The sequence below is a fragment of the Helicobacter sp. MIT 01-3238 genome (assembly GCF_003364135.1).
Classification (GTDB): domain Bacteria; phylum Campylobacterota; class Campylobacteria; order Campylobacterales; family Helicobacteraceae; genus Helicobacter_B.
This window is the reverse complement of record NZ_NXLN01000032.1, coordinates 1-25,607: the sequence shown is the minus strand read 5'-3', so window position 1 is coordinate 25,607 and position 25,607 is coordinate 1. Positions and strand designations below refer to the sequence as shown.

At 41.2% G+C, this 25,607-nt stretch carries 24 protein-coding genes and 1 pseudogene; 12 read left to right on the top strand and 13 right to left on the bottom strand.

All coding sequences use genetic code 11. The annotated features are described in order from the left end of the window. Positions 1–59 precede the first annotated feature (59 nt). Together CQA40_RS10910 and ligA are read right to left on the bottom strand one after the other, a co-directional pair. Positions 60–365 carry a hypothetical protein gene (locus CQA40_RS10910; RefSeq protein WP_147290198.1) on the bottom strand — a complete coding sequence of 102 codons (306 nt, stop codon included), beginning with the start codon at positions 363–365 and terminating at the stop codon, positions 60–62. A gap of 499 nt (positions 366–864) precedes the next feature. Further along, positions 865–3,090 carry an NAD-dependent DNA ligase LigA gene (gene ligA, locus CQA40_RS09670; RefSeq protein ID WP_115520635.1) on the bottom strand — a complete coding sequence of 742 codons (2,226 nt, stop codon included), beginning with the start codon at positions 3,088–3,090 and terminating at the stop codon, positions 865–867. Between the two features lie 158 nt (positions 3,091–3,248). Here ligA and CQA40_RS11725 point away from each other — a divergent pair. The 5 genes and pseudogenes from CQA40_RS11725 to ppa all read left to right on the top strand — a co-directional run. Beyond that, positions 3,249–3,353, top strand: a pseudogene (locus tag CQA40_RS11725) (chemotaxis protein CheV); the annotation flags it as partial. 336 nt (positions 3,354–3,689) lie between these two features. Continuing rightward, positions 3,690–4,787: a chemotaxis protein gene (locus CQA40_RS09665; protein WP_115520637.1), complete on the top strand. Its 1,098-nt coding sequence runs from the start codon at positions 3,690–3,692 to the stop codon at positions 4,785–4,787. A 179-nt stretch (positions 4,788–4,966) separates the two neighbouring features. Then, positions 4,967–6,760: an aspartate--tRNA ligase gene (gene aspS / locus CQA40_RS09660; protein WP_115520634.1), complete on the top strand. Its 1,794-nt coding sequence runs from the start codon at positions 4,967–4,969 to the stop codon at positions 6,758–6,760. A 71-nt stretch (positions 6,761–6,831) separates the two neighbouring features. Beyond that, positions 6,832–7,416, top strand: coding sequence for an adenylate kinase (locus CQA40_RS09655; protein WP_115520633.1), 585 nt, complete (start codon positions 6,832–6,834; stop codon positions 7,414–7,416). Positions 7,417–7,427: 11 nt separating this feature from the next. After that, on the top strand, positions 7,428–7,949 hold the full coding sequence (gene ppa / locus CQA40_RS09650) for an inorganic diphosphatase (protein ID WP_115520632.1): 522 nt from the start codon (positions 7,428–7,430) through the stop codon (positions 7,947–7,949). Between the two features lie 313 nt (positions 7,950–8,262). Here ppa and CQA40_RS11280 read toward each other — a convergent pair whose 3' ends face one another. From CQA40_RS11280 to CQA40_RS09640, 3 genes are all read right to left on the bottom strand, one after another. Further along, entirely contained in the window at positions 8,263–8,400 is a 138-nt protein-coding gene (locus tag CQA40_RS11280) for a hypothetical protein (protein WP_181882911.1), read from the bottom strand. Positions 8,401–8,468: 68 nt separating this feature from the next. After that, entirely contained in the window at positions 8,469–8,987 is a 519-nt protein-coding gene (locus CQA40_RS09645; protein WP_115520631.1) for a tetratricopeptide repeat protein, read from the bottom strand. A gap of 15 nt (positions 8,988–9,002) precedes the next feature. After that, positions 9,003–9,521 carry a hypothetical protein gene (locus tag CQA40_RS09640; RefSeq protein ID WP_115520630.1) on the bottom strand — a complete coding sequence of 173 codons (519 nt, stop codon included), beginning with the start codon at positions 9,519–9,521 and terminating at the stop codon, positions 9,003–9,005. Between the two features lie 444 nt (positions 9,522–9,965). On the opposite strand from CQA40_RS09640, the gene CQA40_RS11275 reads away from it, so the two are divergent. Further along, complete coding sequence (locus CQA40_RS11275; RefSeq protein WP_181882910.1) at positions 9,966–10,136, top strand: hypothetical protein; 171 nt, start codon at positions 9,966–9,968, stop codon at positions 10,134–10,136. A gap of 13 nt (positions 10,137–10,149) precedes the next feature. Continuing rightward, positions 10,150–10,314 carry a hypothetical protein gene (locus tag CQA40_RS11270; protein ID WP_181882909.1) on the top strand — a complete coding sequence of 55 codons (165 nt, stop codon included), beginning with the start codon at positions 10,150–10,152 and terminating at the stop codon, positions 10,312–10,314. Positions 10,315–10,428: 114 nt separating this feature from the next. Here the strand turns inward: CQA40_RS11270 and CQA40_RS09630 are convergent, their stop codons facing one another. After that, complete coding sequence (locus CQA40_RS09630; protein WP_115520628.1) at positions 10,429–11,148, bottom strand: hypothetical protein; 720 nt, start codon at positions 11,146–11,148, stop codon at positions 10,429–10,431. A gap of 137 nt (positions 11,149–11,285) precedes the next feature. Further along, positions 11,286–12,221 (bottom strand): homoserine kinase, encoded by a 936-nt coding sequence (thrB, locus tag CQA40_RS09625; protein ID WP_115520627.1) that lies wholly within the window; start codon positions 12,219–12,221, stop codon positions 11,286–11,288. A 291-nt stretch (positions 12,222–12,512) separates the two neighbouring features. Here thrB and CQA40_RS09620 point away from each other — a divergent pair, with 291 nt between their 5' ends. From CQA40_RS09620 to CQA40_RS09590, 5 genes are all read left to right on the top strand, one after another. After that, positions 12,513–14,720: an NADP-dependent isocitrate dehydrogenase gene (locus CQA40_RS09620; RefSeq protein WP_115520626.1), complete on the top strand. Its 2,208-nt coding sequence runs from the start codon at positions 12,513–12,515 to the stop codon at positions 14,718–14,720. A gap of 356 nt (positions 14,721–15,076) precedes the next feature. Beyond that, positions 15,077–16,234, top strand: a complete 1,158-nt coding sequence (locus CQA40_RS09605) for an adenine-specific methyltransferase EcoRI family protein (protein ID WP_115520623.1) — start codon at positions 15,077–15,079, stop codon at positions 16,232–16,234. Next, positions 16,234–17,349: a DUF262 domain-containing protein gene (locus CQA40_RS09600; protein ID WP_115520622.1), complete on the top strand. Its 1,116-nt coding sequence runs from the start codon at positions 16,234–16,236 to the stop codon at positions 17,347–17,349. Before CQA40_RS09605 ends, CQA40_RS09600 begins: the two co-directional genes overlap by 1 nt. A gap of 431 nt (positions 17,350–17,780) precedes the next feature. After that, a complete protein-coding gene (locus tag CQA40_RS09595) occupies positions 17,781–18,500 on the top strand; it encodes a phospholipase A (protein WP_115520621.1) in 720 nt (239 codons plus the stop codon). Next, positions 18,479–18,946, top strand: a complete 468-nt coding sequence (locus tag CQA40_RS09590) for a phospholipase A (RefSeq protein ID WP_115520620.1) — start codon at positions 18,479–18,481, stop codon at positions 18,944–18,946. The genes CQA40_RS09595 and CQA40_RS09590 overlap by 22 nt, the downstream gene beginning before the upstream one ends. Before the next feature lie 70 nt (positions 18,947–19,016). Here CQA40_RS09590 and CQA40_RS09585 read toward each other — a convergent pair whose 3' ends face one another. The 6 genes from CQA40_RS09585 to CQA40_RS09560 all read right to left on the bottom strand — a co-directional run bounded on the left by CQA40_RS09585 (position 19,017) and on the right by CQA40_RS09560 (position 25,579). Then, on the bottom strand, positions 19,017–21,035 hold the full coding sequence (locus tag CQA40_RS09585; RefSeq protein WP_115520619.1) for a tetratricopeptide repeat protein: 2,019 nt from the start codon (positions 21,033–21,035) through the stop codon (positions 19,017–19,019). A 20-nt stretch (positions 21,036–21,055) separates the two neighbouring features. After that, on the bottom strand, positions 21,056–21,211 hold the full coding sequence (locus CQA40_RS11265) for a hypothetical protein (protein ID WP_181882908.1): 156 nt from the start codon (positions 21,209–21,211) through the stop codon (positions 21,056–21,058). A 260-nt stretch (positions 21,212–21,471) separates the two neighbouring features. After that, the gene (gene recR, locus CQA40_RS09580; protein ID WP_023928634.1) at positions 21,472–22,059 is read right to left on the bottom strand and encodes a recombination mediator RecR; all 588 of its coding nucleotides are present in this window, start codon (positions 22,057–22,059) and stop codon (positions 21,472–21,474) included. Positions 22,060–22,304: 245 nt separating this feature from the next. Next, positions 22,305–23,198, bottom strand: coding sequence for a UDP-3-O-acyl-N-acetylglucosamine deacetylase (gene lpxC, locus CQA40_RS09570; protein WP_115520617.1), 894 nt, complete (start codon positions 23,196–23,198; stop codon positions 22,305–22,307). A gap of 134 nt (positions 23,199–23,332) precedes the next feature. Further along, positions 23,333–23,965, bottom strand: a complete 633-nt coding sequence (locus CQA40_RS09565; protein WP_115520616.1) for a septum site-determining protein MinC — start codon at positions 23,963–23,965, stop codon at positions 23,333–23,335. Positions 23,966–24,106: 141 nt separating this feature from the next. Continuing rightward, positions 24,107–25,579: a M23 family metallopeptidase gene (locus tag CQA40_RS09560; RefSeq protein ID WP_181882907.1), complete on the bottom strand. Its 1,473-nt coding sequence runs from the start codon at positions 25,577–25,579 to the stop codon at positions 24,107–24,109. Positions 25,580–25,607 lie beyond the last annotated feature (28 nt).

The following is a 25,607-nucleotide window of genomic DNA, read 5'->3' as shown; positions in this document are numbered from 1 at the left end:
GCGTTAGGATACTTGCTTTTTTAAACCCCCTCCCTTAGCACGAGGGTATTTGCTTTTCTTTAAGCCCCCTCCCTTGCGGAGGGGGTTTGGGGGTGGGTTTCCCCCCTTGAATCCCAAATAATGCAAACAACTTCTAACAATGCAAATATTCCCGTCATTGCGAGCGAGCAAAGCGAGCGTGGCAATCTATGTCTTTTTGTTTTTTTGTATGGATTGCCACGAATCGCTAAAGCGATTCTCGCAATGACGAGTTTGGCGCATTTTTGGATTGCCACGCAAATGCTGACACATTTGCTCGCAATGACGAAAAATGTTGTCATATTGAGGTTTTGCAAGAAACCGAAATATCCAAAAGGATTTTGCACTCCTTGCACTTTTTGTCATACTTAAGCGCAAGCAAAATATCTTTTCTGCAATGTAAGTTGTCATACTTAAGGGCTTCTAATCCCTAAGTATCTCTAAAAATCAACCCACCCCCTAACCCCCTCCGCAAGGGAGGGGGAACTCGCAAAATTACCATTTGCAGAGGGAGGGGGAATCCTTCTTGTCATTGCGAGTAAATGCGTTAGCATTTGCGTGGCAATCCACAAAAAAGAAATAGATTGCCACGCAAGTCTTGCGACTTGCTTGCAATGACGGTGCAGCGAAGTTTCTTTTGGTAATGATGATGAGGCTTATGGATTACTAAAGAAACTTAGGCTTTGCCTTGTTTTCTAAAGAAACTGCGCTTCGCTTGTTTTGCTACGATTTTGCTATGCAAAATCTCATAAAAAACAAAAATAAATCCTCGCAAGCCCAAACAAACACTCACAAATTCCACAAAACCCAAAAACAAGACAAAAACCACCACAAAACCATATCCATTTACAGCATATTTTCTAGCTCTGCTTCATTGATAATTTTTACGCCTAGCGCGCGGGCTTTTGCTTCTTTGCTCCCTGCACTCTCCCCGCAAAGCACAAAGTCTGTCTTGGCACTCACACTTCCGCTTACTCGCGCTCCTAGCGATTCTAGCATTTGCTTTATCTCATCGCGCGGGCGAGATAGAGTGCCTGTGATGACAAATGTTTTGCCCGCAAAAATCTGCCCCAAATCACGCTCATTATCCACATTATCCACATTGCTCACATTACCCGCATTGCCTGCACCACCTTGAGTGTTTGCTTCGCCCTGATTCCCCCCGCCTTGATTCTTATCGCCCAAAGCCCCACTTGAAGCATTTATCGTCCTAAGCGGTGGCACTTTTGGCGAGATAATCTCTAAAATCCTAGCGATGATTTTTGCATTTATCACGCCAAATTCCAAAATTGATTGCGCCATTTCCTCGCCAAATCCATTGATTGCCAAAATCTCATCTTTGCTTTTTGTATAAAACTCCACGCCAAAACTACTTGCAAGCTGCTTGCTAGCCCACTCCCCGATATTTGGGATACCTAGTGCGTTTATCACGCGCCACAGCTCCACGCCCTTGCTAGCTTGTATCGCTTCTAGTAGGTTAGCGATTTTTTTGTCTTTGAAGCCCTCCAAATCTGCCAAATCCTCCCTTTTTAGCGCGTAAATGTCCAAAATCGATGAGATTTTGCCCATATCATAAAGCAAGTATATGATTTTCTCACCCAAGCCATCGATATTTAGTGCCTTTTTGCTAGCAAAATGCACGATAGATTCTTTTACCCTAGCTTGACAAGAGAGATTTGCACAGCGGATAAAAATATCCTCTTTTACTAGCTCTTTATCGCATATCGGGCAGTGCGTGGGAGGGAGTATGCGCTTTTGTGTGCCATCGCGTCTTGTGGGGATTGATTTGATGATTTTGGGGATTACATCGCCACTTCGTATGAGGACTACAAAATCATTTATTTGTATGTCTTTTTTGGCTATCTCTGCGTAGTTGTGAAGTGTGGCACGAGAGATTTTCGCCCCCTCGATTTCCACAGGCTCTAGCTCGGCTACGGGCGTTATCACACCTGTGCGCCCCACTTGATGAGTGATTGAGAGAATTTTTGTGATTTTTTCTGACGCGGGGAATTTATACGCACAAGCAAAGCGTGGGGATTTGCTTGTCCAGCCTAGCTGCGCTTGAGAAGCAAAGCTATCTAGCATTATTACCATTCCATCTAGTAGCATTTCAAAATCACCTCGCTTAGATTTTAGCTTCTCATAGTGTGCGTGGATTTCTTGCGCGTCTTTTGCCACTGCCAAATCCCCCAAAAACGGCGCAAATCCAAAATCTTGGATTTGTCTCATCGCACCATAAAAGCTAGAATCCAAAAGCGCGAAATCTAGCTTAGAATTTGAGTTTGTTTTGCCCAAGTCCGCTTCGTTTGATTTTGCCTCATTTGATTTTGTTTCGCTTAAATCTACTTTGTTTGATTTTGTTTGGCTTAAATCTACTTCGTTTGATTTAGTCTCACTTGAGATTGTGCCTATGCCCCACGGGACAAAAAGTAGCTTTCGCTTAGCCGTTATGGCACTATCTAGCTGACGAAGCGAGCCCGCAGCGGCATTGCGTGGATTGGCAAAGAGTGGCTCGCCTTTTTGTAGTCGCTCGTTGTTGATACTCTCAAAATCCTCTTTTTTGATTACCACTTCGCCACGAATCTCTACTAGCTCTTTGTGTGGGATATGAAGCGGGATAGAGCGGATTGTCTTGGCATTGTGCAAGACTTCCTCGCCCACTAGCCCATCGCCTCTTGTCGCCGCGCTTATAAGCGTGCCGTTTTGATAGCGTAGATTTAGCGAAGCCCCATCAAATTTGGGCGAGCATACAAAAGACGCATTTGGATAGGATTTTAGGATTTTATCCACCCACTCGCTCATCTCGCCTACGCTAAACACATCATCTAAGCTCCACATTCTGCTTAAATGTCTAGACTTGCTAAACTCCTCTAGCACTTCGCCACCTACGCGTTGTGTAGGCGAGAGCGGGGATATACTCTGCGGGTGAGAATCCTCATAAGCCTTGACTTCGTGATATAAAATGTCGTATTCTTCATCGCTAGCGATTGGGTCATCTAAGACATAGTAGGCATAAGCATATTTAGAAAGTTTTGCCACCGCTTGTGTGTATTCATCAAAAGAAGCAAGCATTTTTTGCCTTTTATTTGAGGGTTTGTAAAGAAAAATAAAGAAAATTTGAAGTAAAATTATATAATTTTCTGCCTAATAAAGAGAATCTGCTTAAATAGAATCTACCCAAATCCAAAGGCGCAGAATCTTAAGCCACAAATCAATACTAAGGAGTTAGCTTGCTAAAAGATATAGACCAGCAAACAAGCCTGCACCTAAACAACGAAGCGCAGTTTTTGTGCTTCACACTTGATGACAAAAATCCCTTAGAGCTTTTTTCGCTACCAAATTCATCGCAAGGCACTTTTAAAGCCACTTCCCAAAATGTCGCAAGCATTTCAAACGACACAAGCGCGACAAACTCTAGCCTAGCACAGAGCAATGCAAATGTAGCAGGAGGTGTAGCACAAGGCACTTTGCAAAACGGCTCACCAAATGGAGAGCCAAACAGCTTGCCAAATGGTTTGCAAGGACAAGAGCAAGCAAACACCCTATCAGTATGCCCTCATTGTGGCGGGGCTGTGTGTCCTCATTGTGGCAATGTGGTGGATTCACTAGAATCAAATGGGGAGGGCGCACAAGTGCTAGCCCACACTCCTCACGAGCATACACGCCAAAATATGAGCGATTCTGTCTACTCTGGTGCTACGCAGCTTACAGACCTCACAAGTATCAAGCACAATAGTGCGCAAAACTCACTCATCACAAATATCACTTCACACACCAATCAACACACTAGCCAAAATCCACAACCCACAAAACCACACCAAACCCCAAGAGATGAGAGCAAAAGCCACCCTCACCCACTGCTAGAAAACCTAGAATCAAGCGTGTTTAGCCCTACTTCTGGGCAGCATATCGGCGAGCAACTCTATGCGATAAATGTATTTAAAGTGCGCGAAATCATCTACTATGACGGCGAGATAACAGAAACTGCGGGCGAAAAAGACGGGCTTGTGCTTGGGTTTTTGACCGTGCGAGGGGAGTCTATGCCACTTATTGATATGCGCAGGTGGCTATACTTTAGCGCAAATGACCCGCATAGGGATTTGCGCCCATTTTCGATAAACTCTCAAAAAAGCCTTGTGGTGATTTGCCATTTCTCAAGCCAAAATATCGGGCTTAAGATTTTGGGTGTGAAGCGAATCATCAACAAAAATTGGGGCGAAATCACAGCAGGAGGGGAGTTTGGGTTTGATGGAGAAAGCAAAGTCGTAGCCACGACAAAATACGATGACGGCTCGGTAATCCAAATCCTAGATGTCGAGCGAATGGTAGCTGATGCGTTTCCCGATATGGCAGAATCTAGCAAGCTAGAAATCGACAATCTCCAACGCATAAACACTGATAAACTGATTTTGGTGGCAGAGGATTCCAAATCAGCTAGCAAGGCGTTGGGACTGATTTTGGAGCATTTGCATGTGCATTATATGACTTTTGCAAACGGCGAGGGACTGCTTGATTATTTGTATTCTGATGGTGTGGCTACCCAAGTGGGAGCTATCATTACTGACTTAGAAATGCCAAAAATATCGGGTTTTGAAGTGCTAAAGAGAGTCAAAAACACGCCAGAATCTAGGCATATCCCTGTGATTGTAAACTCCTCTATGAGCAGTGATTCTAATGTCGAAATGGCTCAAAAGCTAGGCGCAAATGCCTTTATCTCTAAGTCAAATCCCGCCGAAGTCGAAGAATATCTGCGCAAGTTTTTAATCTAAATGGCTTGCCAAGCAGACTATCAAAGTGGGCTTATCAAAGTGGTTTATAAGGCGTGGACTTAAAACACCTTACAGAGTAGTCTAAAAGCTAGCAGATTCTAAGCGCGTTTGGCTTGTATCTGCTACACAAGTGCAAAATCCGCAAGCACAAAATCTAAATAAAATCAAAAAGGAAATCTATGCAAAGAACGCATTTATGCGCAAAAGTGAGAGAAAATCTTATCGGACAAGAAGTGTCAGTATGTGGGTGGTGCAATAGTTATAGAGACCACGGAGGCGTGGTGTTTATCGATTTGCGTGATAGTAGCGGGCTAGTGCAGCTTGTGTGTGATTCTACCTCTACTCCGCAGGCTTATGAGATAGCCCAAAGCGTGCGTGATGAGTTTGTGCTGCTAGCTAGAGGCAAAGTGAGGGCGCGTGGCGAGGGGCTAGAAAACCCCAAACTAGAAACAGGCAAAATAGAGATTTTAATCGACACCTTAACTATCGAAAATCGCGCAAAAACCCCACCAATAATCGTAAATGATGAAAATATCAGCGATGAGCTAAAGCTAAAATATCGCTATCTAGATTTGCGTAGCCCAAAGGCGTTTAGCATTTTCAAAACTCGCAGTGATATAACGATGAGTGGTAGAAATAGCCTGCAAAAAATGGGATTTTTAGAAGTTGAGACACCCATACTGACAAAGCAAACACCAGAAGGAGCGCGAGACTATCTCGTGCCTAGCAGAATCCACGATGGCGAATTCTACGCCCTGCCACAAAGCCCACAGCTTTTCAAGCAGCTTCTTATGATAAGTGGATTTGATAGATATTTCCAAATCGCAAAATGCTTTCGAGATGAGGATTTGCGCTCCGATAGGCAACCAGAATTTACCCAAATCGATGTAGAGATGAGCTTTTGTGATGAAAACGATGTGATGAGCGTGTGTGAGAATCTGCTAGCTGATATTTTTGGTGCGCTAAATCTACCCATACAAACACCATTTATAAAAATCCCTTATAGTCAAGCTATGGAAAAATACGGCAGTGATAAGCCAGACTTGCGCTTTGAGCTACCACTCATAGAAGTGGGGGATTTGTTTGTGGATTCTAGCAATGAGATTTTTGCCTCTATCGCAAAAGACACGCACAAAAACCGCTTCAAAGCCTTGTGCGTGAAAGGCGGGGACAATTTCTACTCACGAAAAATGCTAAGCGAAGCAGAGGAGTTTGTGAGAAAATTTGGCGCAAAAGGCTTGGCATATATCCAAATCAAAGATGAGCCAAAAGGACCGCTTGTGAAATTTATAAGCCAAGAAAATCTAGCTTCATTGCTAGAGCGCGTAGGAGCACAGCAGGGGGATATTATATTTTTTGGCGCGGGGGATAAAAAAAGCATTTGGGATTATATGGGGCGATTGCGCACAAAAGTGGCAAAAGATATGGGACTAATCAATGAAGAAGAGTTCAAATTCGCGTGGGTGGTTGATTTTCCTATGTTTGAGAGAGATGAAAATGGTGCAATCTCCGCGCTTCATCACCCATTTACTATGCCAAAAAATCTCTCCAGCCAAAGCATAGAGCAATACAAGAGCGGCTCTAGCGATATAGAGGAAATAGAATCTATCGCCTATGATGTCGTGCTAAATGGCGTAGAGCTAGGGGGAGGAAGCCTTAGAATCCACAAAAACGATATGCAGCAAGCTGTGTTTGATTTGCTAGGGATTAGCCTAGAGGAAGCAAAAGAGAAATTTGGATTTTTGCTTGAAGCCTTGCAGTATGGTGCGCCACCACACGGAGGATTTGCTATCGGGCTAGATAGGCTTACTATGCTTATCACGCGCTCATCAAGTATCCGTGATGTCATCGCATTCCCCAAAACCCAAAAGGCAGCTTGCCCACTTACTTCTGCACCAAGTGTGGTGGGCGAAGAGCTATTGCGTGAGTTGCACATTCGCTTGCGCAATCCACAAAAAAATTCGCTACAATAGTGCGCTTAAGTGCTCTCAAACGCACTCACAAAGCGCATTTGTAAAATCCCAAACTAAAAAAAGGAGCAAAAATGAAAAAGCTTTTTTTAATCATCGGTGCACCCGGCAGTGGCAAAACCACAGACGCACAGCTAATCGCTAGCAAAAACCCAAAGACAATCGTGCATTATTCCACAGGCGACTTGCTAAGAGATGAAGTCAAGCGCGGAAGCGAGCAAGGCAAAATCATCGGCGAAATCATCGCCAAAGGAAATCTAGTCCCGCTAGAAATAGTCGTAAGCACGATAATTTCAGCTATGCAAAAAGCCCCAAGAGATATTATCCTAATTGATGGCTATCCTCGCAGTGTCGAGCAAATGCAAGCCCTACACGAAAAGCTAGAATCCCAAAACCTAGTCAAACTCGCAAGCGTGATAGAGGTAAGCGTAAGTGAAGCAGTAGCAAGGGAGCGCGTGCTAGGCAGGGCTAGAGGAGCTGATGATAATATCGAGGTGTTTAACAACAGAATGAGAGTATTTCTAGACCCGCTAAAAAGTATCGAGAACTTTTATGGAGCGCGAAAACTACTACACAAAATCAATGGCGAGCGAACCATAGAAGAGATAGTAGCTGAAATGAATGCCTTTGTCCTAGAGACAGCCAAAAATCTAAAATAAAAGGAGCAAAAATGGACATCTCAAAAATCCAAGTAGGCAAAAGCCCTGATAGCATAAACGCAATAATCGAAATCCCTTATGGCTCAAACATAAAATACGAAGTAGACAAAGACTCTGGAGCAGTCGTAGTCGATAGGGTAATGTATAGTGCTATGTTTTATCCTGCGAACTATGGCTTTGTGCCAAACACTTTGGCAGATGATGGCGACCCTGTGGATATACTCGTGCTAAATGAATACCCCCTGCAAGCAGGAAGCGTGATAAAAACACGACTAATCGGTGTGCTGATAATGGAAGATGAAAGCGGAATGGACGAGAAACTACTAGCCGTGCCTACAAGCAAAATCGACCCACGATATGACAATGTCAAAAGCCTGCAGGATTTGCCAAAAATCACACTTGATAGAATCAAAAACTTTTTTGAGACTTACAAAATCCTAGAGCCAAACAAATGGGTAAAAGTCAAAGACTATCGAGACATAAAAGAAGCTGAAGCGATACTCCAAAAAGCAGTGGCAAACTACAAAAAGTAGGGATTATAAAGGCACATTTTTACCTCGTTTTTTTCTTTTTTTGTGATGAATACAACTATTTCCTCCCTATTTTTTTTTGCTTTAAAAAGTTGCTACTATATGAAGCCCTCCCCCAAATGATAAAAATGTGGTGGAGGAGGTTTGCAACTTCAAAAGTCCCCTCCCTTGCGGAGGGGGTTTGGGGGTGGGTATATACCCACCATTGAATTTCAAGCAAAGCTAACAACCGCTAGCAATGCAGACATTTTTATCATTGCGAGATTTTGCTTGAAAGCGTAGAATCGTGGCAAAACAAAGCAAAACTGAAGTTTCTTTAGTAACCCACACAAAAGATACAAATTCCGCTTGCACCGTCATTGCGAGGCAGTGGCAAAGCCACAACGAAGCAATCCAAAAAAATCGTCATTGCAAGCAAACGAAATGAGCGTAGCAATCCACACCCAATATTCATTACTAAAGAACTTTCGCTTTGCCTGTTTGCTAAAGAAATCAAAGACTTTCTAAATAAACCTTACTTTTTTATTTAACCTTGAAGCAAGCTGGCTCATAGCCCATATTGCAAGACTTTCTATAATATTCCTGCGCTTTTGTAGGGTTTTTGAAAAACAGATTTTGCTCTAGTATCACAGCCGTATTGAAGCAACCTACTTTGTTTTTTAGATTACACGATTTTGAGAAATATGTAAGTGCTTCAGTTTGATTACAATCAACTTCTTCGCACTTTGATAACTCTTCATAGCCTATATCAAAGCAAGCATCTGCATCACCATTGCGACATTTTGTGTATCTAGCTTGTTCTTGTTGGGCAGCTTGTTTGGCAGCTAATTCACTTTTTTGTTTTTCTAACATTCTCTCATTATCATAACAACGAAGTCTTCGTCCGCAAAATAAGACTGCTTTTTCGTGCGATTCTGCCTCTGCCATATATTTTTCCACACATTGATTTAATTCATTCAAACAAGATATATAAGTAGACGTATAAGTATCACCATTTGCTACACCTACAATCACACAAAATACCAACAACACTTTTTTCATCACTAACTCCTTATTTTAGATTTTATGTGCATATTCTAGTTCGCTAGTAGGTAGCTGTAAAAACCACTGCAAGTCTTGCTCTAGCTTTGTGATAATGCTATCTATGTCATAGCTTGGGTATGAAAAGTAAGCATTTTGTGAGTTTTGACTATTGTAGTTTGATACTTTTGGCTTAGCTGCGAACTCATATAGCTTTTTTGTGATTTTATGTTTGCTTGTGGAAATATCAATGCTGACTTCTATTTGATTGCTTGCAGTGTGAAAGCATATTCTAGGATACACTCCCCAGCTTGCTTTGATGTTTGGTATGTCTTTTCTTATAAATATTATCCAAGTGTCCTTTGCCTTTTTCCCCACCCCAAATGAACAATCAACAAAAAATCCATAATCAACTAGAAAACCTAAATATGAGATAATATCAAAAGTATTTAGTCCTACTATGGTATCGCTTTGGGTGCTACTTCGCTCAAAAAATAGTTTTAGTGCTTTTTCTAGCTTTTCTCTCTCTTGTGGGCTAAAGTGTAGATTCTGCATTTAGTATCCTTTGTTTAATGTTTTTTGATTTAGGATTTTAAATTTTTCAAAAACCTAAAATCAAAAATCTTTTATCCAAAACCCGATACTACAAAAAAAAAAAAAAACGGATTGCTAATGTGGGGAAGCGTGAGGGGATTTTGTGAGAATCTGTCAAATTGCGAGAATTTTAAAATGTTTAAAATGTTTGAAATGTTGTAGAGGTGGGTTTCGCGGGGGTTTTGCGTATATTTTGTGCAGGTGCATACTTTGAAGTCTTTGTGTGATGATTTGTAATTGATTTGTGGGGTTTTATATGGTTTGTTGTATTTTGCGCTTCTTTGCCATAATTAAGGTTTAGCTTTTCTTGTCATACTGAGTTTGGCACAAACCGAAGTATCTCAAAAAAATGCAAATTTACAAGAAGTGCTTTTTTGGATATTTCGCTTTTGTTTAAATATGACAATGAATTTTTTACGCTTTTTAAAGCCCCCTCCCTTTGCGGAGGGGGTTTGGGGGTGGGTTCTTTTCCGTCATTGCGAGATTTTGCGTAGCAAAATCGTGGCAATCTACGCCCACATCGTCATTACTAAAGAAACTTCACTTCGTTTGTTTTGCGGGCAAGTCGAAAGGTGATTCACAGCAATCTATGTCTTTTTTATGGATTGCCACGCAAGTCTTTCGACTTGCTCGCAATGACGAAGTGGTATTTGGATTACTAAAGAAACTTCGCTATGCTTGTTTTGCTACGATTGCACTCTTTCGCGTGGAATCTTACAATGACGAAAATATCTGCATTGCTAGCAGTTGTTAGCTTCGCTTCAAATTCAAAGTGGAAATTACCCACCCCCAAATCCCCTCCGCAAAGGGAGGGGGGAAATGATAAGTATGACAAAAATATCACAAAATCAACTCGCCTTAATAAATTTCACGCAGGTGGCAAAGTAACAGGAGGCAAGACATACAGTGGCTCACAAGGAGAGTCAAAAAGCAAAATATCAAGCCTACGCGGGAATCTAAACTCAAAGCTAGAATCAAAAATTACTCTTTTTGCACTATCTGCCTTAGCACCACCCACTTTAGCACTATCCACGCTAGAGCCCAAACCAGCTCCTTTGGCAAAGTCAAAATCTACACTACTATCCACCACGCCCCCCACACTAGAATCCAAATCTTTTGACACCTCGCTTGATACCCCGCCTAGTCTCGCGCTAGAGCCAAAATCTTTTTTTGCTACACCGATATTTTGACTAGCATTTTGCCTAGATTTTTCACCAATCTCAAGCACCTCGTCCAAAAACACACACTCTATCTCATTATCACGCTTGATAAAATACCGCTTCCCAAAGGCAAATATCGCCACTTCTCCAAGCAAGTCAAAACTATCGCAAGCCCTTAGCTCTATGCCCTCCACCACTTCCAAAGTATGCAAAAAAGTATGCGCTAGCTTTAGCGCGCTTAGATTCCCCGGACCGCGTGCATAATACACCGCTTTTGGCGTGATATGCTTTGCTTTTAGTTCGCATTGCATAGCGTGTAGCGCGTCCAAAGTCTTGCCCTCTTTTTTTATCTCATAGATGAGATTCCTATCTTTGTAAACCCCATAATACAAAGGCGAGTTTATACACACTAGCGCGATTTCATACATTGGATTCCCTAGTTTTTAGTTTTTTGATTTTAGACTTTGCATATATTTTTTGCGGATTTTTTACAAAAGTTATTTTTTCTAAAATTTTTTACACAAATTTTTAGCGCAGATTTTTTCTACACAAAATCATTTTTTAGTCATTTTTCTAGTTTTATCCCCTCATTATCTAGCCCCATTTCTACCACGCGAAGTTTGCCAAACTTCGCACTTAGTGCGCCAAAAAGTCTTTTTGTATCATCTTCTAAGCATAGGCTAAGGAAGCTTGAGCCACTGCCAGATAGCGTGCTTAAAATCGCTCCATTTTCTAGGGCGCATTTTTGCACGGCAAATAGCACGGGAGTGGAGCGCATTCTGCGCTCTTGATGAAACCTATCCCTGCTTGCTTGTCGCACCAAATCCCACTTTTCTTGCATTATAGACGCTACTAGAAGTGAAGCGTGAGAGAGATTATACACAGCGTCATTGAAGCTGTATTTTTTGGGCAGGCTTTGGCGAGAAATCTTTGTCGAAGTCGAGCGGTGCGGGATAACCATAACTGCACGCAAACAGCTAGGCATATTGTGCTTGATATGAAGCACTTTTCCTCTATCTTTGCCCTCGCCCAGCATAGCGACATTTAGCCCGCCAAATGTCGCAGGTGTGATATTATCAGGGTGGGGCTCATAGCTCAAAGCCTTTTGCACGATAGAGTCCCTATCAAGCTGCAAGCCCAAAGCCCTATACGCCGCGCTAATAGCACCGATGATGATAGCCGAGCTAGAGCCCATACCGCGCGAAATTGGAATCTTGTTGTGAAATACAAAGCGATATTGTGGCTGCCCCTTGCCTTTGGCGTATTCCTCATTTAGCATTCTTATGGTTTTATAAAACACCTTGACAAACATATTATCTACGATAAATCGCTTCACACCCTCACCCTCGCCATAAATCTCTATGCTTGTTGCACTTGCAGGATAGAGGCTAAACTCATTGCGAAAATCCAGGCTAAGTCCTAGCACATCTAAGCCCGGTCCTAGATTTGCACTTGTAGCAGGCACGCTGATAGAAAAAGGTGTTGTGAAGTCTGTCGGCATTTTGGATTCTCCGTTTTTGCTTTATTGCTTAGCTTATGGTGTTGTTTTGTGATTATCTGTGAAAATAAACGCACATTATAACGCATTCTTTCGCTACAAATGCGGATTTTCTTTTGCGTGCATTCTCTAAGCAAATAAAATCCTACAAAAATCCAAAGTAAATTTTATAAAAGGTAAAAAATTTTTTCACAAAACATAATGATATTTTGCTATACTTTTTGACATTTCTTAAAGCTACTATTGGCTTTAGCAAATCCTTGCATTCCAAATCTCAAACAAAAAGGACACACAATGAAAATCACCTACACATTGACAGACGAATCCCCAGCCCTAGCGACTTACTCTTTCCTCCCCATTGCAAAAGCATTTTGCAATCACGCAGGCGTAGAAATTGCCACAAGCGATATTTCGCTATCCGCTCGAGTTTTGGCACAATTTCCTGAACTCCTAAAAGACTCCCAGCGCGTCCCTGATACGCTTGGTGCGCTTGGCAAACTCGTGCAAGAAAAGGACTGCAACCTTATCAAAACGCCCAATATTTCCGCCTCCATTCCACAGCTAAAAGCCACGATAAAAGAGCTTCAAAGCAAAGGTTATGCTGTGCCAGAATTCCCCGATGAGCCAAAAGATGATGCGCAAAAGGCAATCAAAGAAAAATACCAAAAAGTGCTAGGAAGCGCGGTAAATCCCGTGCTTCGCGCAGGGAATTCTGATAGACGCAGCACAAAGGCAGTCAAAGACTATGCGCGCAAAAACCCCTACCGCGTGATTCCATTTGATAAAAACTCCAAAACCATTGTGAGCTATATGAAAGATGGCGACTTTTTTGACAACGAAAAGGCAGTGCTAATTGCCAAGCCCACAAATGCCAAAATCGTTTTCAAAGATTCAAATGGCAACACAACCACGCTAAAAGAAAACCTAAAGCTAGAAAAAGATGAGATTTTGGACGCGACATTTATGGATAGCGCGAAGCTCTATGAGTTTTACAAAGCCCAAATCGCACTGTGCAAGAAAGAGGGGATTTTGTTTTCCCTCCACCTCAAAGCCACGATGATGAAAGTAAGCGACCCTGTGCTATTTGGCTATGCGGTGAGGGCGTATTTTGAGGAGATTTTTGAGAGATTTGGCGATGAGCTAAACGCGCTTGGCGTAAATCCAAACAACGGCGTAGCTGAAATCCTAAGCAAAATCGAATCTAGCCCTAAAAAAAGCGAGATTCTCGCCCTGTATAACGAAATCCTACAAAAATCCGCCAAAATCTCAATGGTAAATTCTGACAAAGGCATCACAAATCTCCACATTCCAAGCGATGTGATTGTCGATGCTTCAATGCCCGCTATGCTAAAAAATGGCGCAAAGCTCTGGGATAGCGAGGGCAAAGAGTGCGACACAAACGCGGTAATCCCCGATAAAACCTACGCCACGATTTATGAAGCCGTGATTGAGGATTTGCACAAAAACAGCACGCTAGAGCCAAGCAAGCTAGGGAGTGTGAGCAATGTCGGGCTAATGGCAAAAAAAGCTCAAGAATACGGCAGCCACGATAAAACTTTCATCGCACCAAGTGATGGCGAGTTTAGCATACTTGATGAGAGTGGCAACGCACTTTTAAGCCACAAAGTGCGCAAAGGAGACATTTATCGTGCAAATCAAGCAAAGATTGACGCGGTGCTAAATTGGATAGATTTAGGCATTGAGAGAGCGGAGCTAACGGGTGAAAAGGCGATTTTTTGGCTTGATGAAAAACGCGCAAGCAACAAAATAATGGCAGAGATTGTGCGCAAGCGACTAAGTGAGAAAGGCAAATCTATGGAGATTCTCGCGCCCAAAGAAGCGTGCCTAGCCTCCCTAGCCCTAATCCGCGCGGGGAAAAACGCCATAAGCATTACGGGCAATGTGTTGCGCGACTATCTCACCGATTTGTTCCCCATTCTAGAGCTTGGCACAAGTGCCAAAATGCTATCCGTTGTGCCTATGCTAAATGGTGGGGCGATGTTTGAGACAGGGGCTGGGGGTAGCGCACCTAAGCAAGTCGAGCAACTCGTGGAGGAAAACCACTTGCGCTGGGATAGCTTAGGTGAGTTTCTCGCACTTCAGGCGAGTTTGGAATTTTACGCACAGCGCAATAGCAACGCAAAGGCAAAAGTCCTAGCAGATGCCCTAGATAGCGCGATAGGACAATGGCTAGATAACAACAAAGCCCCCTCACGCAAAGTCGGCGAGGACGACAACCGCACAAGCCATTTTTACCTAGCAATGTATTTTGCAAGGGCTTTGGCGGAGCAAAGTGCGGATTCACAAATCTCCACCTTTTTTGGCGCGGTGGCAAGCGAACTCGAATCAAATGCAGAGTCTATCCGTGCGGAATTTAACGGCGCACAGGGTAAAAAGGTAGATTTGGGCGGCTACTATAAGCTAGATGATGATAAATGCAACAGCATAATGCGACCAAGCAAGGCGTTTAATGCGGTAATTGAAAAAATCGCACGAAAATAAAAAATTCGTCTTTGGGTGCATTTTGCGTAGATTTGGGGATTTTCGAGTGTTCGCAGACCATTAGTCTAGCCTCGCACTCAAAAATCCCCAAAAACTCCACAACCTCCACCGCAAATACTAGAATTTGTTTGTAAGACAATGCAGAATCGTAGTAAGCAAAAAAATAAAAACTTGTCATACTGAGCGAAACGCAGTGTAGCAAAGTATCCAACTTAGCTCATCTAAAATATTTTTGCATTTGTTACGCGCTAAAATTACTAGAATTATAGAATCCACAACAATCTTGCAACAAATAAAATAGCCAATTTTTGCTACAATAGCGATTTTATTTGATTTTATCTTTATGGGGAAATACAATGGCAAAAAATGCAAACTTGCACAGCGCAAAGAACGCTAAAAAAGATGAGTTCTACACGCAACTTGAGGATATAGAAAACGAGCTAAAACACTACAAAAGCCATTTTAAAGACAAAGTAGTGTATTGCAACTGCGATGACCCTTTGGCAAGTAATTTTTTCAAATACTTTTTCTTAAATTTTAAGCACCTAGAGCTAAAAGAGCTTATCACCACTTGCTATAAAAGTCAAAATTTCCGTGAGGTAAGTAGTGAGGATTCACCTAAAAAGGCTTACTGCATACGAATCCACAAAGATAATTACATAAGCGACCCTACAAAAGTAGGCATAGCTGAGCTTGAGCAACTACTCTCTCTCTCTCTCTCTCTCTCTCGTAGCCCCACGCAAGATAGCAATGTATTAGAAACCTTTGAGGCAAATAAGCATTTATTAGAGCCCAAAACCACACCGCTAAAATCTGACAAAGCACAACGCAAGACTTCACAAAATCTCTTTGAAATCTCTGAGGATAAAGATTTAGACAACGCGGGAGATTTTCGCTCGCAGGATTGCATAGAGTTATTAAAACAAAGCGATATTGTCGTTACTAATCCGCCTTTTTCACTATTTCGCGAATATGTAGCGCAATTAGTGGAATATGATAAAAAGTTTGTGATTATTGGCAATACGAATGTTATAACCTATAAAGAAATGTTTAAATTGATAAAAGAAAATAAAATGTGGCTTGGTAGTTCTCTATCTTATATTGCCTTTAAAGTTCCAAAGTATTACGAAGAAAGAAGTAACCGATTTTGGATTGATGATGATGGGCAAAAATGGCGTAGTTTTGGAAATATATGCTGGCTCACGAATCTAGACCACAAAAAACGGCACGAGATTTTAGAGACTATTCACTCCTATGCCAAAACACCCGAAAAATATCCAAAATATGATAATTATGACGCAATAAATGTGGATAAAACAAATGAGATTCCTACCGATTATGACGGCATTATGGGAGTTCCGATAACATTTTTAGATAAACATAATCCCAAACAGTTTGAGTTATTAGGGCTTGATAATCATTTATTAAATAATGGATTAGGTAAAGGTTGCAATAGTATCAACGGAAATAAAATATATAGGCGAATAATTATTCAAAAACGAAAGGATAAATAATGAAAATAGAATTACAAAAAATAAAAATCAAAGAGTTAGTGGAAGGTTATGAGCGCGATGAGGAAAGCGGAGCGGTTTTGGGATATAATAAAAATCTTAATATACGCCCGCCTTATCAAAGAGAATTTGTCTATAAAGATAAACAACGCGATGAAGTGATTCGCACGATTTTTAAGGGATTTCCGCTTAATTCTATCTATTGGGTAAAAAATGGCGAGGATTCTTATGAAGTGCTTGATGGACAGCAGCGCACGATAAGTATTTGTGATTATCATAATGGCGTTTTTAGCGTAGATGAGCAGTATTTTCATAATTTAGCGCAGGATAAAAAAGAGCAATTTTTGCATTATGAGCTTATGGTGTATGTGTGCGAGGGTGAGGAAAGCGAGAAGTTAGAGTGGTTTAGAGTGATAAATATCGCGGGTGAAAAACTCACCGACCAAGAACTACGAAACGCCATATATGTGAGTGCGTGGCTAAGTGATGCCAAAAGGAGATTTAGTAAGCGCAATTCACTTGCGGAGCAAAAAGGTGGGAGGTATTTGAAGGGTGAGAGTTTGAGGCAGGAGTATTTGGAGAGTGCGATTGCTTGGAGAGTAAATAAGAGAGATGATAAAGCTATCTGTGAGTATATGGGCAAAAATGCCAAAGATTCTAAAAATGCTGATGAGCTGTGGGGATATTTTTGCGCAGTGATTGATTGGGTGGAGATGAAATTCCCAAAATATCGTAAAGAAATGAAAGGCTTAGAGTGGGGGATTTTTTATAATAAATACAAAGATAAGCCACTAGATGCCACAGAGCTTGAAGCTAAAATCGCAGAACTAATGCAAGATAGCGAAGTGCAAAAGAAAAGCGGAATCTATGAATATGTGCTAAGTGGCGATGAAAAGTGCTTAAATCTAAGGGCATTTGATGAAAATATCAAACGCGAAGTGTATGAAAGGCAAGGGGGAATTTGCGCGAATAAAAAATGCCCTAACGCTGGGCAAAAATTTGAAATAGGGGAAATGGAAGCTGACCATATAAAGGCTTGGAGCAAGGGCGGGAAAACGACTATCGAAAATTGCCAAATGCTCTGCCGTGAGTGCAATCGCACAAAAGGCGCGAAGTAGTATATTGCTTTGCAGATAAATCTTACAAACTCATCACAAAAACTTGGTTTTATGATTTTGCCTAGAATGATAGATTTTGCTACTTACTTTATTGTTATTTGGGTTTTTGGACTTTATTTTTGTGTGCTTTATTTTGTGCATTTCACTTCACACACCTTACCTTGCGCACTCTCGTAGGTTTATACGCTTTGCAGAAGTTTTGCGCTCCAAAATCACAGCTTTTTTGCAAAATAGCACAAATATTTGGTGCATCTGCCACACATAAATCAAGCACTCTAAGTAGTTTTGCCACAAAAAAATAGATAAAATCTGCATTTATGTATTACAATACGAGTTTTGCTTAGCCAAAAAGCTAGCTAGATTTTGACTTACAAGTGAGTGCAAGAAGCCATCAGTAAGTATTGCAAAAATATCTAATGAGGTAGTAAGAGGTGAAAAAAGAATCAATAAAAATTTTTAAGTATTTTTGCGTTTTTGCGCTAGTGGTAGAAGCCTGTGCACTAGAATCAAGCACGCTAAAATCAGGCGTGCCACAATCAAGTATAGCACAACCAAATGGAGACTCTTGGCAAAATCTTTTGCGAAGCACTCCAAAGCCAGCTTCGCAAGCAAATCCACAAAGCATTTTACAACCAAATCCGCAAACCAACTCGCAAACTATTTTAAATCCACAAACCACCCCAAGTCCCACTTCACAATCGATTTTACAAGACGCTACGACACAAACTGACAAACCCAAAAACACATTTTTGCACAAGACAAAAGCACATTTTTTCTCTCCCCGCACTTACAAAGAGCGTGCCCAAAAAGCGCAGGATTCTTACAAATATTATATGCAGATTTTTGAGCACGAGGGGACTTATTTTTTGTTTTATCACAGCTTCACGCCTGTGTGGGGGATAAACGATAGAAACGAGCTAAAATTCCAGCTAAGCGCGAAAATCCCTATTTGGCGTGGAGCTTTTTGGAGTAAGGGGAGTTTGTTTTTTGGCTATACGCAGACTATGTGGTTTCAGCAGTTTAATTTCCGCTACTCTAGCCCCGTGCGAGATACAGACTACAAGCCAAGTATTTTTTACTCATATCCTGTGGGGGTGGAGATTTTGGGAGGGAGATTAGAAGAAGTGCTTTGCATTATAGCAATGGCATAGGCGGGGAAGAGTGCAGGAGGGAATCATTTGAAGACCCTACGCCTAGCGATTGTCGCTCGCGAAGTGCTGCAAATCGACTAATGCTAGAGGCGATATGGGAGAGGGATTTTGGCAATGTCAAAAAGCAGCACAATTTGGGCGTGCATATCAGTGCTTGGCCCTATATCCAGCAGCGCAAGGACAATATAGACTTGCCAGAGTATATGGGCTATGCAAATATAAAGCTCTACTACAAGCACTCACGGCATTTAGCTGAAGTGCATTTCACCCCACTGCTTGCAGACTATGCTCGCTATCACGCAAGTGTGCGACTAGGATATGCTTTTGGGCTAAATGATTTTACTTCGCTTTATGTGCAGTATTTTTATGGCTATGGGGACAATCTATATGAGTATAATCACATCTCTCATAGGCTGGGCATAGGACTTCGCGTAAGGAGTTTTTAGATTTTGCGACAACCTAAAATCAAAAATCTAGAAAATCAAAAATCGTGTAAGCAAAATCGCCCAACCAAATCTAAAACGCAATCCCTAGATTTACAAGAAAGATGCTAGATTTTGTTTTGTGTGTGGAGCTATTTAGATTTAGCTCCAAGTTTTTGCTCCAAGAGTAGTGGTTATTTTGCCTGCTACTTTTTATCTCCCCACCATTGTAAGTGTAGGTTGCTTGCAGATACTCTGCACTGATAACCCATACTTTGAAGCGATAGGCTATGCCTCCACCTATTCCTAGAGTGTTTCTAATAGGCACAGCAATATCTTGTGTCCCCTCGCTAAAAAGCCTATATCCATAGTCTATAAGCCCATATACTCTTAAGCCCCCCAGCTTGATTCCCACTTGTGAGCCACCATTTATCGCTGTCATACTCAAGGTTTTTGAGCGAGTGGAGCTAACGCCACTAAAGTCAGAAATATCAAAAATATCCGTAGAGCTTATGCCAATGTAGGGCGCAATATATGGAGTAAATTTTTTGTGTAGCAGTCGCATTTCAGAGCCAAATCTAAGTGCAAATACAAAATTTGCACCACTAGATTGGATTTCATCATATCCTTTGATATTTTCTAGTTTTATGGTATCTGCTGCACCAAAACCAGCAGTTAGAAATAGGCTAAATCTAGGCGATAGAGAACTTAGAGCAGTTTCATCATTTGGCGTGTAGCGCGACTTAGATTTTGTAGCGTGTACATAAGTGTCATAGTCGTTTTCTTGTGCTACTTGTGTTGTAGCTCGTCTAGTGTTTGCTATTTGCTCGCAAACCACCTCATTATTGCAAGCCTTTGGCGAGATTTCATATAGTTTCTCACACGCTTCTTGCGCGTAAAAAAGGCTTCCACAAGCGATAGAATAATACTCTAGACTTTCCTTTGAGGGCGCGTATAGATTGCCTAGCTCTACGCAACCTTTTGTGAAGTCTTTTGCTTCTCCGAGTAAGCAGGATTTTTTTAGTAGCTCGCTTTTGGTGCTTCTAGCTTCTTGTTTTAGGGCTAGGAAATACAGTCCGCGAGGCGATTTTAGCGCACTAGATTTTTCTAAGTATGTGATATTGTTTTCCTCTTGTCCTAGTAGCGCACAAGCGCGTGCATTATGCGCTTCGCATAGTTTTTTGTATTCTCTTATCCTGCGAGATTTATCTTTTATCTTTGAAGCTAGTATGACTGCGCCATCTCCGTTTTTATCGATTCCTTTAGAATCCTCGTATGCTACTTCAGCAGTTATGGGGTTTTTTGAGAGATGTGCTAGCCCAAACTCATATATCTCGCCCAAAATCGCGCAAGATAGCGCATCATCTAAAAGACAGCCTTTTTTATACAAATCCCTGCGCACTGTTGGCTCACTCTCCATACTTGCTAGCCTTTCACAGCCTAGTCCTAGCCCTCCCTCACACGCCTTGCTAAAAAACTGCTTTGCTTTTTGGCTTGATTTCTCGCCTTTTAAAACACCTTGCATATTTTGTTGTTGCAAAAGATTCCCCGCATATACACAGCCCTCCAAAGTTCCCATTTTGCAGCCTTGCTCATAGTATTTTAGTGCGATAGTGTAGTTTTTTGCCAAGTCATTTTCGCCATTTTCGTATTTTTTGCCCAAACTTACACAATAGTATCCGTCCAAATCGCGTGATTTGCATAGTTTTTCAAAGTTTGAGATTATGCTAAATTCGCCTATTTCCTCATTTGGTAAAATCTTTTTTGTTGGTTCATATTGGATTTTTATGTATATTTTTTTATCATCGATAAATCTATCAATTACCTTGTAGCCGATATTTTGCATAGAAGCGTAGATTTTGGTTTGGGCACTTGCTTTGCTCTCGCCCTCGCTGTTTACGCGCTCCTCATAGTTTGCTTGCACGCTTGTGCCTAGACTTAGTCGTAGGCTTTTTAGCGCACGAGCTAGGGCAGAAGCCTCTCCCTCTTTTTTGCTTGCCTCGCCCACTGCGCAGTCTTTTTCGCTGCAGATTCCGCTTTTTGCCCATTGTGGCACGGAGCTAGCAAAAGCAAGATTTACCACCAATCCAAAAAATAAAAAAATCTTTTTCATACCATAAATACTCTCTAAATCTAGCTATGTTTGTTGTGCTTTTTGGCAGCATTTGCAAGCAGTAGAAATCCCACAAACGCAATAGCACACACGATAAATATCGTGCTAAAAGCCTCAAAATATCCAAACGGTTTGCTAAAGTCAAACACACGCATTCCAAATATCTCAAATCCCATTTTGTCCTCTTTGTAAGTGTCTTGTATTTTAAGATTTTTAGTTTCAAATTTATAGCGCGGATTATACCAACTCTATGCTAATTTTAGTATTTGACAGAATCAAATTTATGCCTTTGGCTAGTAAAATCAATATTTGCTAGCATCTATGTTTCGCTTAAGTGTTGATTCTATTGCGCCCACTCGCGATAGAATCAACATTGTCATATTGAGGTTTTGCAAGAATACAAAATATCTCTAGATTTTGCTAGCTCATTATAATTTTATAGCTTTACTCGCGCACTTAGCGCACGAGATAGTGAGAGCTGGTCGATATTTTCTAGTCCTATGCCTGTGGGGACACCTTGAGCGATTTTGCTAAACACTATGTGGCTAAATTCGCTTAATTTATCCTCAATAAAAAGCATTACCGCTTCGTTTGCTAGGCTTGGGGAGAAAGCAAAGATGATTTCTTGCACGCCTTGCTTTGCTACACGCTCCTTTATCGCAGTGAAGTTTATACTCTCTAGCTCGCCCTCTAGCACCCAATACTTCCCATCAAAATCCCCTATATCCTCTAGCGTGAAAATATCTCTAGCATTTAGCACCACGCATAGTTTGGTGCTATCTCGGCTATCATCTAGGCAGATTTCACAGATTTCATTCTCGCTAAGCGCACCACAGATACTACAAGAGCGCACCGCACCTATTGAGTTTTCGATACATTGTGCGATTTGCAAGGCTAAGTATTTATTTTCCGTAGCAAGCGTAAAAGCGATTTTTCTAGCGGACTTTTTGCCAATAGTGGGAATCTGCTCTAGGGAATCTATAAGTGCGCTAAAACGCGTAAGAGAGGCTTTGTAAGAGGGCATTTCATTCCTTATTTTGCTGTGTTGGCTAGGCTAATTGATTCTGGGATTTGTCTGCTAGTAACTATATTATCAAGCGTGTTTGGTGGCACTTCACAAAGCACATTTTTGCAAAATTTTCCACAAAACTTGCTACAAAACCCGCCACAAAATTTCTAGCAAAAACTTTGCTTGCGCATAGATTATTCTATGCGCAAATTACGCAAGAGATTTTGGCAAAATCTGCAAGCAAACGCGACTATCAAATCCTAATCAAGTGCTAGTGCTTTTTCAAATTCAATCGCCTTTTCGTTTTGTGTAGAAGTGATGATTTCATAAGCACTTTCATCGCTAAGGAGTTTTTGGGTAAGCATAGAATTTAGTTTATGACTACCTGCAAAAGACACATAGCTACCAAGCAAGGGAATCCCAAGTATCGCCATATCGCCAATCGCATCCAAAATCTTGTGCCTTACAAACTCCTCGCTATATCGCAAGCCGTCTTTATTCATTATCCCGCTTTCATCTAGCACGATGCAGTTGTTTAGATTTCCACCCTTACCAAGCCCGATAGAGCGTAGATAATTTACCTCTTGCAAAAATCCAAATGTCCTAGCGCGTGCGATTTCTTCGCGGTAGTTTTTGCGAGAAAATGCAAACTTATATTGTTGCTTGCCTATGGCTGGGTGCTTAAAATCTATGGCAAAATCAAAAATCGTTTTTTCACTTGGCTCTAGTCGCACGAATTTATCGCCATCGCGCACTTCAAGTGGCTTTTTTATCATCACAAGTTCTCTTGCTTCGCTAAACTCCCTAATCCCCGCCTCATCAAGTAGCATACACCACGCGATAGAGCTACCGTCCATTATAGGGATTTCCTCATTATCGACATTGATTTTTAGATTATCAATCCCATAGGCATATATCGCACTCATTAGATGTTCAATAGTAGAGATTTTTGCCTCGCCTTTGCCGATTACAGTCGCCATAGTCGTATCAATGATAGATTCTGGCTTAAGCGGGATAGACACGCCCAAATCGCTACGATAAAATACGATTCCGCTATTTGCTTCTAGTGGCTCTAGCTCTAGCTTCACAGGCACACCCTTGTGAAGTCCTATACCTGTTAACTCTACTTTGTTTTTGATAGTTCGTTGTTTCATTATTTATCCTTTATTGTTTGTAGTTTTTTTGTATTTGTTTTGTTATTTTAGTTCAACTTTGCAAGTTTAGTGCAAATTTGCGTGATTTTTCATTTATTTTAGATTTTTGGATTTTATACATTTTGCATTATTTTTTAGCCCAAAACTATGTCTTTTATGATGATATTTGCGCCATTTTTTATGATGATTTTTAGATTGTCATTTGCGTTTATTTTTGCGAGCATATCGGCATTTAGCTTCTCATCATCAAACACGATATACCCCGAATGCAATCTACGCAAAATCAAAAACTCCCCCCTAACTTCTAGCACGCCATAGCAATCGCCAAATATCGTTACACTTCCGCTTGCACTTACCTTTGCCCCACTTGTTATATCACCTAGAATGTGTAGATGTCCATTATGTGTGATTTCCTCACCACTTCGCACTTTGTGGATAATCTTTGTGGAATTAGCACAAGATTTAGGTTTGCCTAAATCATTTTGGCTAGATTTTGCTTCCAAAGTTTCTTTTTGATTTGTAGAATCTGCATTTAGTTTTTCTATTTTTTCTTGCTCACTTTGAGTGGGCTTTGATTCTATTATGCCAACGAAGTAGCAGAGATTTAGCTCTTTTAGCGTGGATTGTAGATTTTGTGAAATGGGGGACTTGAAGTTTATCACAAAGCGCATAAGCAACAAGGCATTTTTATGTAAGAATTTGATAATATCATCTTCATTTTGCTCCTCTAGGACAATTACTCGTTGATTATGCTGTCTTGTTTTCATTATGGATTCTCCTTAAAACTTTTGCAAACTTAGATAAAATTTTGCTTCCAAGATTTTGCTTCTAAAATTTCGCAAGACTTTTTAAGACTTTAGCTACAAATTTGCAAAATCTTTTAAGCACTTAGATTTTGTATACTGCTATTATTGTTCCAAATTCATAGGATTCTCGCCCTGCCTTTGTATGCTTAAAGCCGCGCTTTCAAAAATATCTGTTATATTGTTTTTTATCCACTTTGAGTCTAGCCACTCACTTACCCTCACAGGCACGCCTCCTACCAAGACTCCGAAGTGCAAATGGTCGCCAAAAGCCCAGCCACTTTGCCCTGTGAGCCCCAAAATATCGCCTTTTCTTACGACTTCATTTTCATCTCTTTGGATTTCTTGCAAGTGAGAATACAGCGTTACTAGCCCGAAGCTATGCTCTACAAGAATTGTTTTGCCATACACGCCTAACTGCTGCGAAAGGGCGATTTTCCCGTCATTTGACAGCATAATTTTGTCATTTTTGACACTTGCCATATCGATTCCCAAATGCACAGATTGACTTGTTTGCTTATCAGGTGCTATGTATGTGCGAGCATCGCCAAACCTACCCACCGTGCTATATCCTTTGAGTGGAGTGAAGTTTTCCCAATTGGGCTTTTGGGATAGCAAGATTGCTCGTGCACTCATCGCTTCTTGTAGCTTTGTGGAGATAATCTCATCATCTTGGTTGCGAATGGTTTCGTTTATGTATTGGAATTTTTCAAAATTATCCTCCATACCTGCTGGGAAACTACGGCCAATATCGCTAATCAAAGAATCTAGCTTGTTGTTTAGAAAATCCTCTTTTAGCACAATGGTGGATTTGGAGTAGCGTGGAGCATTATCTCGTATAAATGGCACAACCATTTTGCGAGTATTGTAGCCAGAATCTCGCACAAAAATGCTCGCACTGAAGTTTTTGCTAGCGATTGACCACGCTATGAGTGCGGCATAATATCCCTCTTTCATAAAGGGAAATGGGATAAATTCTTGTGTGCCATTGCTAATGCTTAGCTCCCCTATATCTACGCTATCTATGTGAAACACCACAAGTGCACTACCACCATAGCTGATTTTATTAGAATGTGATATGACAGTGATGACGGGCTGCTTTGAGTTGATAGTTAGTTGCAGATTTTTCTTAGTCGTGCTTCCGCTAAATAAATTTGCATTACTCCAATCCGTGATGTAAATCTCATAATCCACGGTAGTTTTATCAGGTAGTGGGACATCAGGCTTTGGCAGCACTATTTTTAGCTTTTTTGGTTTGTCATTTAGCACTTCTTTTGTATTTACCACAGTAAGCCCGCCTTTTGTGCGAGCCTTTATGGTGTAGGATTTGATTCCGCTCACACTTTGGACAAAAACAGCGATTTGTCGGTTTGTATTCCACACGCTTGTATCATCTATGGGGACAGGTTTGGTGGGGTTTATGTAGAGATAGACTTTGGTTTGTGGTGGATTTTCACTAAATAAATCAAGCGAGTAAACATAAAACCCCAACAAAACAAGCGCAATGGCAGTCAAAATCTTTGCAAAACTATTCATATTCGCCCTTTGACTTGGGCTTGCCACTCTCTCTATGCGCATAGGTATCGCCTCTCTTGCCATTTTTTAT